This window comes from Citrobacter sp. LJND-P06 (genome assembly GCF_058188415.1).
This window is the reverse complement of sequence record NZ_CP187317.1, coordinates 1,713,109-1,726,514: the sequence shown is the minus strand read 5'-3', so window position 1 is coordinate 1,726,514 and position 13,406 is coordinate 1,713,109. Positions and strand designations below refer to the sequence as shown.

14 protein-coding genes, 1 pseudogene and 1 other annotated feature are annotated in these 13,406 nt (G+C 52.5%); of the genes and pseudogenes, 9 read left to right on the top strand and 6 right to left on the bottom strand.

Annotated elements, in window-relative coordinates:
• Positions 1-66: 66 nt before the first annotated feature.
• From plaP to ACO7SM_RS08205, 4 genes and pseudogenes are all read right to left on the bottom strand, one after another.
• Positions 67-1,425, bottom strand: coding sequence for a putrescine/proton symporter PlaP (plaP, locus tag ACO7SM_RS08220; RefSeq protein ID WP_203360750.1), 1,359 nt, complete (start codon positions 1,423-1,425; stop codon positions 67-69).
• A complete protein-coding gene (yoeI, locus tag ACO7SM_RS08215) occupies positions 1,415-1,477 on the bottom strand; it encodes a membrane protein YoeI (protein WP_181684280.1) in 63 nt (20 codons plus the stop codon). Before yoeI ends, plaP begins: the two co-directional genes overlap by 11 nt.
• A 161-nt stretch (positions 1,478-1,638) precedes the next feature.
• Positions 1,639-2,616, bottom strand: a pseudogene (locus ACO7SM_RS08210) (LysR substrate-binding domain-containing protein).
• 46 nt (positions 2,617-2,662) lie between these two features.
• The gene (locus tag ACO7SM_RS08205) at positions 2,663-3,487 is read right to left on the bottom strand and encodes an SDR family oxidoreductase (protein WP_490470416.1); all 825 of its coding nucleotides are present in this window, start codon (positions 3,485-3,487) and stop codon (positions 2,663-2,665) included.
• A gap of 174 nt (positions 3,488-3,661) precedes the next feature.
• Here ACO7SM_RS08205 and hisL point away from each other — a divergent pair, with 174 nt between their 5' ends.
• The 9 genes from hisL (at position 3,662) to hisIE (ending at position 10,986) form a co-directional block, all read left to right on the top strand.
• Positions 3,662-3,712: a his operon leader peptide gene (gene hisL, locus ACO7SM_RS08200; RefSeq protein WP_001364200.1), complete on the top strand. Its 51-nt coding sequence runs from the start codon at positions 3,662-3,664 to the stop codon at positions 3,710-3,712.
• Positions 3,688-3,810 (top strand) — a sequence feature (His leader region). (Overlaps the previous gene by 25 nt.)
• A 44-nt stretch (positions 3,811-3,854) precedes the next feature.
• Positions 3,855-4,754 carry an ATP phosphoribosyltransferase gene (hisG, locus tag ACO7SM_RS08195; RefSeq protein WP_162379918.1) on the top strand — a complete coding sequence of 300 codons (900 nt, stop codon included), beginning with the start codon at positions 3,855-3,857 and terminating at the stop codon, positions 4,752-4,754.
• Positions 4,755-4,851: 97 nt separating this feature from the next.
• On the top strand, positions 4,852-6,156 hold the full coding sequence (gene hisD / locus ACO7SM_RS08190) for a histidinol dehydrogenase (protein WP_490470415.1): 1,305 nt from the start codon (positions 4,852-4,854) through the stop codon (positions 6,154-6,156).
• Positions 6,153-7,232 (top strand): histidinol-phosphate transaminase, encoded by a 1,080-nt coding sequence (hisC, locus tag ACO7SM_RS08185; protein ID WP_490470414.1) that lies wholly within the window; start codon positions 6,153-6,155, stop codon positions 7,230-7,232. Before hisD ends, hisC begins: the two co-directional genes overlap by 4 nt.
• The gene (gene hisB, locus ACO7SM_RS08180) at positions 7,229-8,296 is read left to right on the top strand and encodes a bifunctional histidinol-phosphatase/imidazoleglycerol-phosphate dehydratase HisB (RefSeq protein WP_490470413.1); all 1,068 of its coding nucleotides are present in this window, start codon (positions 7,229-7,231) and stop codon (positions 8,294-8,296) included. The genes hisC and hisB overlap by 4 nt, the downstream gene beginning before the upstream one ends.
• Entirely contained in the window at positions 8,296-8,886 is a 591-nt protein-coding gene (gene hisH, locus ACO7SM_RS08175; protein WP_490470412.1) for an imidazole glycerol phosphate synthase subunit HisH, read from the top strand. The genes hisB and hisH overlap by 1 nt, the downstream gene beginning before the upstream one ends.
• Positions 8,886-9,623 (top strand): 1-(5-phosphoribosyl)-5-[(5-phosphoribosylamino)methylideneamino]imidazole-4-carboxamide isomerase, encoded by a 738-nt coding sequence (gene hisA / locus ACO7SM_RS08170; protein ID WP_490470411.1) that lies wholly within the window; start codon positions 8,886-8,888, stop codon positions 9,621-9,623. Before hisH ends, hisA begins: the two co-directional genes overlap by 1 nt.
• Positions 9,605-10,381 (top strand): imidazole glycerol phosphate synthase subunit HisF, encoded by a 777-nt coding sequence (hisF, locus tag ACO7SM_RS08165; RefSeq protein ID WP_490470410.1) that lies wholly within the window; start codon positions 9,605-9,607, stop codon positions 10,379-10,381. The genes hisA and hisF overlap by 19 nt, the downstream gene beginning before the upstream one ends.
• Complete coding sequence (gene hisIE, locus ACO7SM_RS08160; RefSeq protein ID WP_490470409.1) at positions 10,375-10,986, top strand: bifunctional phosphoribosyl-AMP cyclohydrolase/phosphoribosyl-ATP diphosphatase HisIE; 612 nt, start codon at positions 10,375-10,377, stop codon at positions 10,984-10,986. The genes hisF and hisIE overlap by 7 nt, the downstream gene beginning before the upstream one ends.
• Positions 10,987-11,073: 87 nt before the next feature.
• On the opposite strand, the gene wzzB is transcribed toward hisIE, so the two are convergent.
• Together wzzB and ugd are read right to left on the bottom strand one after the other, a co-directional pair.
• Positions 11,074-12,057 (bottom strand): LPS O-antigen chain length determinant protein WzzB, encoded by a 984-nt coding sequence (gene wzzB, locus ACO7SM_RS08155; protein WP_490470892.1) that lies wholly within the window; start codon positions 12,055-12,057, stop codon positions 11,074-11,076.
• A 145-nt stretch (positions 12,058-12,202) separates the two neighbouring features.
• On the bottom strand, positions 12,203-13,369 hold the full coding sequence (gene ugd, locus ACO7SM_RS08150) for a UDP-glucose 6-dehydrogenase (protein ID WP_490470408.1): 1,167 nt from the start codon (positions 13,367-13,369) through the stop codon (positions 12,203-12,205).
• Positions 13,370-13,406: the final 37 nt, after the last annotated feature.

The following is a 13,406-nucleotide window of genomic DNA, read 5'->3' as shown; positions in this document are numbered from 1 at the left end:
GAGACAGCTCACAGCGCTCCGGTTTTTTATTATGCGCCTGACGAACAGGCGCAGAAAAGTCAGCGGTTATGCGACGTCTTCGTACTGCGGCACCGGGTTACGGAAGCTTTTGGTCACACATGCCAGATAAATCAGGCCAATCGCGGCCCAGATCAAGCCTAGCACCATGGAGCTCTCTTCCAGGTTAACCCACAGCGCACCAACGGTCAGCGCACCACACATCGGCAGGAACAGATACTGGAAATGGTCTTTCAGCGTTTTGTTGCGCTTCTCGCGGATCCAGAACTGCGAAATGACCGACAAGTTAACAAACGTAAAGGCCACCAGCGCACCGAAGTTGATAAGCGCAGTCGCCATCACCAGGTCAAAGTTGATTGCCAGCAGAGCAATCGCCCCAACCAGGATGATGTTCATCGCCGGGGTACGCCATTTCGGGTGAACATAACCGAAGAAACTTTTCGGGAACACGCCGTCACGCCCCATCACGTACATCAGACGCGCTACGCCCGCATGCGCCGCCATACCAGAAGCCAGCACGGTGATGGTGGAGAAAATCAACGCGCCAACCTGGAAGGTTTTACCCGCGACATACAGCATAATTTCTGGCTGAGAGGCATCCGGATCTTTAAAGCGAGAGATATCCGGGAAGTACAGTTGCAGGAAGTAAGTTGAAAAGATGAAGATCAGGCCGCCGATAAGCGCGGTCAGGAAGATAGCACGCGGAATAACGCGCTCTGCATCTTTGGTTTCTTCCGACAGGTTGCTGATGCCGTCGAATCCGGTAAAGGAGAAGCACAGAATCGTCGCACCGGTGATCATCGGAATAACGTGCGCATCGCCTGACCAGAACGGACGCGAGCTCGCCAGCGTACCGGCGCCTTCGCCTTCAAACACCCCGTACACCACCATGCCCAAAATGACCGCGATCAGCACAACCTGCAACACCACAATAACGGTATTGAAGTTAGCCACGGATTTGAGACTGCGCAGGTTAAATGCCGTCATGAACGCCACCAGGGCGACAACGAACACCCACGACGGGATCGAAGGCACAAGGGCTTCAAAGTAAATTTTTGCCAGCAGAATGTTGATCATCGGCGCGAACAGATAGTCGAGCAGAGAAGACCAACCCACCATAAAACCGACGGTAGGGCTAATGGATTTCTGGGCATAGGTGTACGCAGAGCCTGCAGAAGGGTAACGACGTACCAGCTTCCCGTAGCTCAGCGCCGTAAACAGAATAGCGATCAGCGCGAAGGCATATGCCGTCGGTACGTGACCGTCTGTGAGGCCTGAAACGATACCAAATGTATCGAACAGCGTCATCGGCTGCATATAGGCAAGGCCCATCATAACAACCGGAACTAACGTAAGTGTCTTACGTAATTCCACGCGAGAGGTGTTTGGAGTAACGTTATGCGACATGGTCATTCCCCTTTACGGCGAATACCGTCGCGTAAGCAAAAAATTGCCCCATTTCTATGGATTCCTCAGCGACAACAACTGTCGGTTTTTAGTAAGTATCTATCCGGTACGAAGCCCGGCCTCTTTTATGAATGATTGGTTTGATGCAAAAAAATAACCGACGCGTATTAAAACGTCGGTTAATGTCATTTTTTGCAAGCGGCGTATTTTGCACTAGATTGAGGATAAATGACAAGAGAATGAGACACCCGTCCCAAATTAATTTTCCTAATCGATTGATTTATCAACAGCATCTTTTGAGTAGACACCAGCAATAGCACTATTTGCTAAAATCTCATCTCGCCACCAGGCGCTGGCCAGCCCGGCGGTCTGCTCGTTCCAGCCAATCCATACCGGTTCAAAGAGGATTTGCGCCACCACTTTCTTCTCGACCAACGCGCCACTTTCCAGAAATCGCTGCGCCAGATAGCGCGGTAAATAGCCGCATCCCAGCCCGCTGATTTGCAATTCCAGTTTGGTTTTAAAATCAAACACGGTTATCGCTTCCTGGTCTTCAAGAAGCTGAGACGTGGACGCCGGATGCGTCACGTCGCCAACCACAATGGCGCGAAAGCGTTTAATGATACGGCGGCTCAACGGCTCTTGTTCCTGCACTAAAGGGTGATGCGGCGCGACAGCAAAGACTTGCTCAAGATACCCCAGCCGCACAAAACCGAAACCGCTTAACGGCGGCGGTTCATGCATCGCCCCTACAATAATGTCCGCCCGTCCCTGCGTGAGCGCTTCCCAGGAACCACCCAGAACGCCATTGATAAATTTAAGGCGGGTAACGCTATGGTGTTGATAGAAAGATTCAATGAGTGGCGCGAGAAGTGAAAAAGGGAATGTGTCATCCACCCCGATGACCAGTTCGTTCTCCCAACCTTCGTGAAGTTTGATCGCCTGTTTTTCCAGCTCGCGCACGGTGTGCAGGACTTCCCGGCCTTTTTCCAACAGCATTTGGCCAGTGCGGGTGAATTTGGCCCGGTGACCACTGCGATCCAGTAACTGAATATTCAGATCGCTTTCGAGTTTGTGGACGGTATAGCTGAGAGCAGAGGGCGTCTTAAATAATTTTGCCGACGCCGCCGCAAAACTGCCCTCTTTTTCTAAAGCATCAAGAATGATCAGAACGTCCAGCAGTGGTTTCATGCTCGCCCCCTCAGGGTGTATGGCGATCACCTGCTGGCCATTCGCGTCATTCCATTGGCATCACCAGCGGATCAGGATACTGATACTCAAATCCAAGTTCATTACAAATCCGGCTGCCATCAATAATTTTACCTCTTCCCTTTTCCGGGCCTTCCCGGAATTTCGGCGGTTCCATTCCCAGTAAACGGGCCATCTGTGGATAGAACACATTACGCGCCGGGTGCGCGGGCGCACATATATTATAGATGTGTCCTCCTTTAGGTGCCTGTAACAGAAGGGTGATGGCAGAAATCACATCCTCCAGATGCACCAGATTCACCCCCTGCTCGCCATCAGGCGCCATTTTACCGGCAAAGAAACGTCCGGGATGTCTTCCTGGCCCCACCAATCCCGCCAGACGCAGAATATCCACTGAGGTGCCAGGCAAGTTATGCAGCCAGTCTTCAAGCTCCTTCAGTACGCACCCACTTGCCGTCACCGGATTGCGCGCCATGTTCTCTTTTACCGTCCCCTGCACATCGCCATAGACCGAGGTAGAACTGGTAAAAAGAATACGCGGGATCCGATGCGCCAGCGCGCTATCCACCAGCTCCTGCATCGCCTGCAGGTAAAAATCGTCACCGGGGCCGCTACGACGCGCAGGTAGCGTGACCACCAATGCATCCACATCCATCAATGCATCAAGGTCATCCGTTTCACAAATCAGTTCCGGGTTCAGACGTAGCGGATAACTTTCAATACCGCTCATGCGGGCCGCGTCCACCCCATCCTGAGTGGTTTTGCTGCCGATAACCTGCCAGCCCTTCGCAGCCAGAGACATCGCCAGGGGCATGCCTAACCAACCTAAACCGACAATCGCGACCTTTTTCATCCCTTTTCTCCTGAATCTGGCACCATTTATCTAAGGCTACGCCAGCATGGTGAGACTGACAATTCATACCATTAATATGAAATGAATTAATGTACAAAAAAAGCCCTTGCTTTCCGGCGTTAAAGTGGTTTAGGTTAAAAGACATCAAATGAATAAGCATTCATCGAGAATTTTATGACACGCGTTCAATTTAAACACCACCATCATCACCATCATCCTGACTAGTCTTTCAGGCGATGTGTGCTGGAAGACATTCAGATCTTCCAGTGGTGCATGAACGTATGAGAAAGCCCCCGGAAGATATCTTCCGGGGGCTTTTTTTTGTGCGTGACTCAGTTCGGTTCAGACAGGATAAGAGGATTAAAAGATGTTAGACAACACTCGTTTACGCATAGCTATTCAAAAATCAGGCCGTTTAAGCGACGATTCACGCGAACTTCTGGCCCGCTGTGGGATTAAAATTAATTTACACACTCAGCGTTTGATTGCGATGGCAGAGAACATGCCTATCGATATTCTGCGTGTGCGTGACGACGACATCCCGGGTCTGGTCATGGACGGCGTTGTTGATCTGGGTATTATCGGTGAAAACGTTCTCGAAGAGGAACTGCTGAACCGTCGCGCGCAGGGTGAAGATCCGCGCTATTTTACCTTGCGTCGTCTCGACTTCGGCGGTTGCCGCCTTTCGCTGGCGACCCCTGTCGACGAAGCCTGGGATGGCCCTGCCGGGCTGGACGGCAAACGCATTGCCACCTCTTATCCACACCTGTTGAAACGTTATCTGGATCAGAAAGGCGTTTCGTTTAAATCCTGTCTGCTTAATGGCTCTGTTGAAGTCGCCCCGCGTGCTGGTCTGGCTGATGCTATCTGCGATCTGGTGTCAACCGGCGCAACGCTTGAAGCCAATGGCCTGCGTGAAGTTGAGGTTATCTACCGCTCTAAAGCCTGTCTGATTCAGCGAGACGGCGAACTGGCCGATGCCAAACAACTGCTGGTTGATAAATTACTGACCCGTATCCAGGGCGTTATTCAGGCCCGTGAATCCAAATACATCATGATGCACGCGCCAAGCGAGCGTCTGGATGAAGTCATCGCCCTGCTGCCGGGCGCCGAGCGCCCAACCATTCTGCCGCTGGCAGGCGATCAGCAACGCGTCGCGATGCACATGGTCAGCAGCGAAACCCTGTTCTGGGAAACCATGGAAAAACTGAAAGCGCTGGGCGCCAGTTCAATTCTGGTACTGCCCATTGAGAAGATGATGGAGTAATTCCCCTTAACGCTGCCCGGTGGCGTTTCGCTGACCGGGCCGACAAACCTCGTTGGCCGGATAAGCAACGCGCCATCCGGCAAAAAGGAAGACGATTATGAGCTTTAACACCATCATCGACTGGAATACGTGTAGTGAAGCGCAGCAAAGAGATTTGCTGATGCGCCCGGCCATTTCCGCCTCTGACAGCATTACCCGTATCGTTGCGGATATTCTGGATAACGTGAAATCGCGCGGTGACGACGCCCTTCGTGAATACAGCGCCAAATTTGATAAAACGAACGTCGGCGCAATGAAAGTCACCGCCGATGAGATAGCCGCAGCCAGCGACAGACTGAGCGACGAACTCAAACAGGCCATGGCGGTTGCGGTAAAAAATATTGAGACGTTCCACACCGCGCAAAAACTGCCAACGGTGGATGTGGAAACCCTGCCAGGGGTACGCTGCCAGCAGGTGACCCGCCCGGTGGGCTCTGTCGGCCTGTATATCCCTGGCGGTTCAGCCCCGCTCTTCTCGACTGTTTTGATGCTTGCCACGCCAGCACGCATTGCCGGCTGCAAAAAAGTGGTTCTCTGCTCTCCGCCGCCAATTGCCGACGAAATTCTCTACGCGGCAAAACTGTGCGGCGTGCAGGAAGTCTTCAACGTTGGCGGCGCACAGGCGATTGCCGCACTGGCCTTCGGCAGTGAATCTGTCCCTAAAGTGGATAAAATCTTTGGTCCCGGCAATGCCTTTGTCACCGAAGCTAAACGACAGGTCAGCCAGCGTCTCGACGGCGCGGCCATCGATATGCCTGCGGGGCCATCAGAGGTACTGGTTATTGCCGACAGCGGCGCGACGCCCGATTTCGTTGCCTCCGATCTGCTCTCCCAGGCAGAACATGGCCCTGACTCGCAGGTCATTCTGTTAACGCCAGATGCCGATATCGCCCGACGGGTCGCCGACGCCGTTGAACGCCAGTTAGCCGAACTGCCGCGCGCGGAAACCGCACGTCAGGCGCTGAGTGCCAGTCGACTGATTGTGACCAACGATTTAGCGCAATGTGTGGCCATTTCTAACCTGTATGGGCCGGAACACCTGATCATTCAGACCCGCAATGCGCGCGAACTGGTTGACGAGATAACCAGCGCAGGTTCCGTTTTCCTGGGCGACTGGTCACCCGAATCCGCGGGCGATTATGCCTCCGGCACCAACCACGTGTTGCCGACCTATGGTTATACGGCGACCTGTTCCAGCCTTGGGCTGGCGGATTTCCAGAAACGGATGACCGTGCAGGAACTGTCACCTGAAGGTTTCTCCGCCCTGGCGTCTACCATTGAAACGCTGGCCGCTGCCGAACGCCTGAGCGCCCATAAAAATGCCGTCACCCTGCGTGTTAACGCCCTGAAGGAGCAAGCATGAGCACCGAAAACACCCTCAGCGTCACCGACTTAGCCCGTGAGAACGTCCGCAAACTGACACCGTACCAGTCGGCACGCCGTCTGGGCGGTAACGGCGATGTCTGGCTGAACGCCAATGAATTCCCCACGGCGGTCGATTTTCAGCTTACCCAGCAGACACTTAATCGTTACCCGGAATGTCAGCCAAAAGCGGTCATTGCCAACTATGCTCAGTACGCGGGGGTGAAGCCAGAACAGGTACTGGTCAGCCGCGGCGCAGATGAAGGTATCGAATTACTGGTTCGTGCGTTTTGTGAGCCGGGCAAAGATGCAATTCTTTACTGCCCCCCCACCTACGGTATGTACAGCGTCAGCGCTGAAACGATCGGCGTGGAATGCCGTACCGTGCCAACGCGTGAAAACTGGCAACTGGATATGCAGGGCATTTCGGACAAGCTCGAGGGCGTAAAAGTGGTGTACGTCTGTAGTCCGAACAACCCGACCGGACAGTTGATCAACCCGCAGGATCTGCGGACATTGCTGGAACTGACCCGCGGAAAAGCCATTGTGGTTGCCGATGAGGCGTATATTGAATTTTGTCCGCAGGCGACGCTGGCGGGCTGGCTCAATGAATATCCCAACCTGGTCATCCTACGAACACTGTCTAAAGCGTTTGCCCTCGCCGGATTACGCTGCGGGTTTACGCTGGCCAGCGAAGAGGTCATCACTCTGCTACTGAAAGTCATCGCCCCGTATCCGCTCTCGACACCGGTCGCCGACATCGCCGCTCAGGCCTTAAGCCCGCAGGGCATTACCGCCATGCGCGAGCGCGTGGCGCAGATCCTGGCCGAGCGTCAGTATCTGGTCAATGCCCTGAAAGAGATAGCCTGCGTAGAACAGGTCTTCGATTCTGAAACCAACTACATTCTGGCGCGGTTCACCGCCTCCAGCAGCGTGTTTAAATCGCTGTGGGACCAGGGCATTATCTTACGGGATCAGAATAAACAACCTTCTTTAAGCGGCTGTCTGCGGATAACTGTGGGAACCCGCGAAGAAAGCCAGCGCGTCATTGACGCCTTACGTGCGGAGCAAGTATGAGCCAGAAGTATCTTTTTATTGACCGTGATGGAACCCTGATTTCCGAACCGCCGAGTGATTTTCAGGTCGATCGCTTCGACAAACTGGCGTTTGAGCCTGACGTTGTGCCCGTTCTGCTAAAGCTGCAAAAAGCCGGCTTTAAACTGGTGATGGTAACCAACCAGGATGGGCTGGGAACACAGAGCTTCCCGCAGGCTGATTTTGAAGGGCCGCACAACCTGATGATGCAGATTTTTACCTCTCAGGGCGTGCTGTTTGATGACGTTTTGATCTGCCCGCACCTGCCCGCAGAGGCGTGCGACTGCCGTAAACCGAAAGTCAAACTGGTTGAAAATTATCTGGCGGAACAGGCCATCGACAGCGCTAACAGCTATGTGATTGGCGATCGTGTCACCGATATCCAGTTGGCAGAAAACATGGGGATCACCGGCCTACGCTATCACCGCGAAAACCTGAACTGGGCGATGATTGGCGAACAACTGACGAAACGTGACCGTTACGCTCACGTTGAGCGCAACACCAAAGAGACGCAGATTGACGTCAAAGTGTGGCTCGACCGTGAAGGCAGCAGCAAGATCAGCACGGGCGTCGGCTTCTTCGACCACATGCTGGATCAAATCGCCACCCACGGTGGCTTTCGCATGGAAGTCGCCGTTAAGGGCGATCTCTACATCGACGATCACCACACGGTTGAAGATACCGGTCTGGCGCTGGGCGAAGCGTTAAAACTGGCGCTGGGCGACAAGCGCGGCATCAACCGTTTTGGCTTTGTTCTGCCAATGGACGAATGCCTGGCGCGCTGCGCGCTGGATATCTCCGGGCGTCCGCACCTGGAATACCGCGCCGAGTTTACCTACCAGCGAGTCGGCGATCTGAGCACCGAGATGATTGAGCACTTCTTCCGCTCGCTTTCTTACACCATGGGTGTGACGTTGCACCTGAAAACCAAAGGTAAAAATGACCACCACCGCGTGGAAAGCCTGTTTAAAGCGTTTGGTCGTACGCTGCGTCAGGCGATTCGCGTGGAGGGTGACACGCTTCCTTCCTCGAAAGGAGTGCTGTAATGAACGTGGTGATCCTCGACACCGGCTGCGCCAACCTGAACTCCGTAAAATCCGCCGTGGCGCGCCACGGATACGATCCTGTGGTCAGCCGCGACCCGGATATAGTTCTGCGGGCAGACAAACTGTTCCTGCCAGGCGTTGGGACTGCGCAGGCGGCGATGGAGCAGTTGCACCAGCGAGAACTGATTACGCTTATCAAAGCCTGTACCCAACCGGTGTTGGGTATTTGCTTAGGCATGCAGCTTCTGGGTCGTCGTAGCGAAGAAACTCACGGTGTCGACCTGCTGGGCATTATCGACCAGGACGTTCCTAAAATGACCGACGTTGGTCTGCCGCTACCGCATATGGGCTGGAACCGAGTCTACCCGCAGGCTGGAAATCGCCTGTTCCAGGGCATTGAAGACGGCGCGTATTTTTACTTCGTTCACAGCTACGCGATGCCGGTGAATCCGTGGACCATCGCCCAGTGCCATTACGGCGAACCGTTCACTGCCGCGGTGCAAAAAGATAATTTCTTTGGCGTGCAGTTCCACCCGGAACGGTCAGGCGCCGCTGGCGCACAGTTGCTGAAAAACTTCCTGGAGATGTGATGATTATTCCAGCATTAGATTTAATCGACGGCACCGTAGTACGCCTCCATCAGGGCGATTACGCCCAACAGCGTGATTACGGAAACGATCCCCTGCCCCGTTTGCAGGATTACGCGGCCCAGGGAGCAGAAGTGTTGCATCTGGTCGATCTGACCGGCGCAAAAGAGCCGGCCAAACGACAAATCCCGCTGATTAAAGCTCTGGTGGCCGGCGTTAACGTGCCTGTACAGGTTGGCGGCGGTGTACGCAGCGAAGACGATGTGGCGGCGTTGCTTGAGGCTGGCGTTGCTCGCGTGGTGGTCGGCTCCACGGCGGTAAAATCCCCTGAAGTGGTGAAACGCTGGTTCGAACGCTTTGGCGCCGACGCCCTGGTGCTGGCGCTGGATGTGCGCATTGACGACCAGAGCAATAAGCAGGTGGCCGTCAGCGGCTGGCAGGAAGACTCCGGCGTTTCTTTGGAAGCACTGGTCGACATGTATCTGCCGGTCGGCCTGAAGCATGTGCTTTGCACCGATATTTCCCGCGACGGTACGCTGGCAGGTTCCAACGTCTCACTGTATGAAGAAGTATGCGCCAAATACCCGCAGGTAGCGTTTCAGTCCTCCGGCGGAATTGGCGACATCAATGACGTTGCCGCGCTTCGCGGAACCGGCGTACGCGGCGTGATCGTCGGACGCGCATTGCTGGAAGGCAAATTTACCGTTAAGGAGGCTATCCAATGCTGGCAAAACGCATAATCCCTTGCCTGGACGTTCGTGATGGCCAGGTCGTCAAAGGCGTGCAGTTTCGCAACCATGAAATCATCGGCGACATCGTGCCTCTGGCAAAGCGCTATGCCGAAGAAGGTGCCGATGAACTGGTGTTCTACGATATCACCGCCTCCAGCGATGGTCGTGTCGTCGACAAGAGTTGGGTCTCCCGCGTAGCGGAAGTGATCGACATTCCGTTTTGCGTGGCGGGCGGGATTAAGTCGGCAGAAGACGCCGCGAAAATTCTCTCCTTCGGCGCGGATAAAATATCCATCAACTCCCCGGCTCTCGCCGATCCGGAATTGATCACCCGCCTGGCCGATCGCTTCGGCGTGCAGTGTATCGTGGTCGGCATCGACACATGGTATGACGCCGAAACCGGCAAATACCACGTTAACCAGTATACCGGCGATGAGAGCCGTACCCGCGTCACGACCTGGGAAACCCTCGACTGGGTTCAGGAAGTACAAAAACGCGGTGCTGGTGAAATCGTCCTCAATATGATGAACCAGGACGGCGTGCGTAACGGTTACGATCTGGTGCAGCTTAAGAAAGTGCGTGAGGTTTGCCGCGTACCGCTGATTGCCTCCGGTGGCGCAGGCACCATGGAACACTTCCTGGAAGCCTTCCGCGATACCGACGTTGACGGCGCGCTTGCCGCTTCCGTCTTCCATAAACAGATCATTAATATTGGTGAATTAAAAACGTACCTGGCAACTCAGGGCGTGGAGATCAGGATATGTTAACAGAGCAACAGCGCAGCCAACTGGACTGGGAAAAAACCGACGGACTGATGCCTGTCGTTGTACAGCATGCGGTATCCGGTGAAGTGTTGATGCTGGGGTATATGAACCCGCAGGCGCTGAATAAAACGATTGAAAGCGGCAAAGTCACCTTCTTTTCACGCACCAAACAGCGTCTGTGGATCAAAGGTGAAACATCCGGTCACTTCCTCAATGTGGTCAGCATTGCGCCCGATTGCGATAACGACACCCTGCTGGTGCTGGTCAATCCGGCTGGGCCAACCTGCCACAAAGGCACAACCAGTTGTTTTGGCGAAACTAACCACCAGTGGTTGTTCCTCTACCAGCTTGAACAACTGCTGGCTGAGCGTAAGACTGCCGACCCGGCAAGTTCCTACACCGCGAAGCTTTACGCCAGTGGTACCAAGCGCATCGCGCAAAAAGTCGGAGAAGAAGGCGTCGAAACCGCGCTGGCTGCAACGGTTCACGACCGTGCTGAACTGACCAATGAAGCGTCAGATTTGATCTATCACCTGCTGGTGCTGCTACAGGATCAGGATCTCGACCTGACGACCGTCATTGAGAATTTACGTCAGCGGCATCAATAGATTCAGAAACTAAAAAACCGGGCGATGCCCGGTTTTTTATCGGTCGAATAAGCGCAACGCCATCCGATCATTCAATATAGCGATAAATTATTGTGCTTTCGGCTTGTAGTTACGCAGCGCATTACGCCCCAGAACCACACCCGCGCCAATCATTCCGCCCAGCAACACGGCTAACACCAGCGTAATCGCCTTTTTCGGGCTGTCGCGACGAATCGGCAGCGTCGGTTTCATCACATAGCGATAGGCATGAATAGCGGAGGTGTCTACCTTCAGCTTTTCAATATCCAGCAGGTTCTGTTTAGTTTGGTAGTAGTTCGGTGAAAAAACCAGAGGGCGCGTTGCTTCATGTTCAATCATTGACTTCAGTGCATCACTACCCAGCAGGAACATAGTGTCTTGTGTGACATCCTGAGTCTGTTGGATTTGCGGTTTGGCGATATTGGCCTGAGTCGCAAACTTGAGCGCTTCCTGAATTTGCTGAATACGTAACTCTTTTTGCTCCTGAGACACCACTTCCTGTGTCTTCAGGGAGTCCTGTAAAGTCGTTGTCTGCAATTTAATGTTGTCATTCAGGTCAACGTCCAGCTCTTCTGCCACCTTTTCATCAACCTGCTGGATGTACTCCGCCAGTTGACGTTGGGCACCTTCTGCTGAATCACTCACATAAGAGACAACCAGTGGCAACTGCTGACCTTTAACTGAAGGATCAATGGTCAGTTTTTCAGGTTCTACTTTGTTGTCTAACGTTTCTGCCAATGCTGAAAAAGTCGTGTTAAAACGACCGATAAATCCAGTCTGAATCTCACTGACTTTAGGTGCATTGTTACCATACAATACGTTCATCGCATTGTTATAACTGGCAATTTGCCCCACTTCGGGTTGAGTCACAATCGCTGTCGACGTCCATTTTTCCTTTGCTACGGCCAGATAACCCGCAGCCAGCGCAATAGCAACAATCACAAAAACGATGATCGTTACCTTCCCGCGCCACAATTGCATCACTAAGTCAATTAAATCAATTTGTTCCGGATCGTTACTGCGCCCAGCGAGGTTGTGATTATCCACTCTTATCAATATCCTAACGAGAAAAAGGCTTAAGCTCGAAATAGTGTAGCTATAAACATCGTGAAAGCCATAGGATAATTGATAAAAATTACATATTATTTGAGTATCTTTGATAGGTAATCAGGGCTGTTTTAGCCCTGATTAAATTGAGTTAATCGCTGCCGAAAAGATCGCGGGTATACACTTTGTCTGCGACATCCTGTAGTTCAGTTGCCATGCGGTTAGAAATAATCACATCCGTTTCCAGCTTAAAAGCGGCTAAATTTCGCTCAAGTCGGGAGTTGAAAAACGTATCTTCCTGCATGACTGGCTCGTAGATAATGACCTCAACCCCTTTGGCCTTGATGCGCTTCATGACCCCCTGAATAGAGGACGCCCGGAAATTGTCGGAGCCACTTTTCATTATCAGTCGATAAATACCTACCACCTTCGGTTTCCTTGCCAGGATCGCATCAGCAATAAAATCTTTACGCGTCCTGTTAGCATCCACAATGGCAGAAATAATATTGTTTGGCACCGACTGGTAATTCGCCAACAGTTGTTTGGTATCTTTCGGCAAGCAATAGCCACCATAACCAAATGATGGATTGTTGTAATGGTTGCCAATTCGGGGATCCAGGCACACCCCTTCAATAATCTGCCGTGAGTTAAGACCTAAACTTTCTGCATAACTATCAAGCTCGTTAAAGTAAGCCACACGCATAGCCAGATAGGTATTGGCAAACAGTTTAATTGCCTCTGCTTCGGTAGACTCGGTAAAAAGTGTGGGGATATCCTGTTTGATAGCTCCTTCCTGCAACAATGCAGCAAACCGTTCTGCACGTGCTGAGCGTTCACCAATCACAATCCGCGAAGGATGCAGATTATCGTAAAGGGCTTTACCTTCGCGCAGGAATTCGGGAGAGAAAATAATGTTATGCGTATTAAACCTCTTCGACATTGCCGCCGTAAAACCAACAGGCACCGTTGATTTAATGACCATCACTGCATCCGGGTTGATGTCTAAGACATCCTGAATAACAGACTCCACACTGGATGTATTAAAATAATTAGTTTTTGGATCATAATCGGTCGGCGTGGCAATAATGACATAATCAGCATTATGGTAGGCGTATTTTTTATCCAGTGTAGCTTCGAAGTGAATATCAGCAGACTGCAGAAATTGTTGAATCTCTTTATCAACAATAGGAGATATCCGATCATTTAGCATTTCAACACGTGAAGGGATAATGTCTAAAGCGGTTACCTGATGATGCTGGGCGATAAGCAGACCATTAGACAAGCCAACATATCCGGTACCAGAAATGGTGATATTCATTTCATACTCTCAGAATTAACTTAATATATTAATCACG

What these genes read in the sequence shown, in the direction of transcription:
- hisB (WP_490470413.1), top strand. Translation starts at nt 7,229, where the DNA reads ATGAGCCAGAAGTATCTTTTTATTGACCGTGATGGAACCCTGATTTCC.
- hisIE (WP_490470409.1), top strand. Translation starts at nt 10,375, where the DNA reads ATGTTAACAGAGCAACAGCGCAGCCAACTGGACTGGGAAAAAACCGAC.
- hisA (WP_490470411.1), top strand. Translation starts at nt 8,886, where the DNA reads ATGATTATTCCAGCATTAGATTTAATCGACGGCACCGTAGTACGCCTC.
- hisC (WP_490470414.1), top strand. Translation starts at nt 6,153, where the DNA reads ATGAGCACCGAAAACACCCTCAGCGTCACCGACTTAGCCCGTGAGAAC.
- hisD (WP_490470415.1), top strand. Translation starts at nt 4,852, where the DNA reads ATGAGCTTTAACACCATCATCGACTGGAATACGTGTAGTGAAGCGCAG.
- hisG (WP_162379918.1), top strand. Translation starts at nt 3,855, where the DNA reads ATGTTAGACAACACTCGTTTACGCATAGCTATTCAAAAATCAGGCCGT.
- plaP (WP_203360750.1), bottom strand. Translation starts at nt 1,425, where the DNA reads ATGTCGCATAACGTTACTCCAAACACCTCTCGCGTGGAATTACGTAAG.
- hisF (WP_490470410.1), top strand. Translation starts at nt 9,605, where the DNA reads ATGCTGGCAAAACGCATAATCCCTTGCCTGGACGTTCGTGATGGCCAG.
- ugd (WP_490470408.1), bottom strand. Translation starts at nt 13,369, where the DNA reads ATGAATATCACCATTTCTGGTACCGGATATGTTGGCTTGTCTAATGGT.
- ACO7SM_RS08205 (WP_490470416.1), bottom strand. Translation starts at nt 3,487, where the DNA reads ATGAAAAAGGTCGCGATTGTCGGTTTAGGTTGGTTAGGCATGCCCCTG.
- hisH (WP_490470412.1), top strand. Translation starts at nt 8,296, where the DNA reads ATGAACGTGGTGATCCTCGACACCGGCTGCGCCAACCTGAACTCCGTA.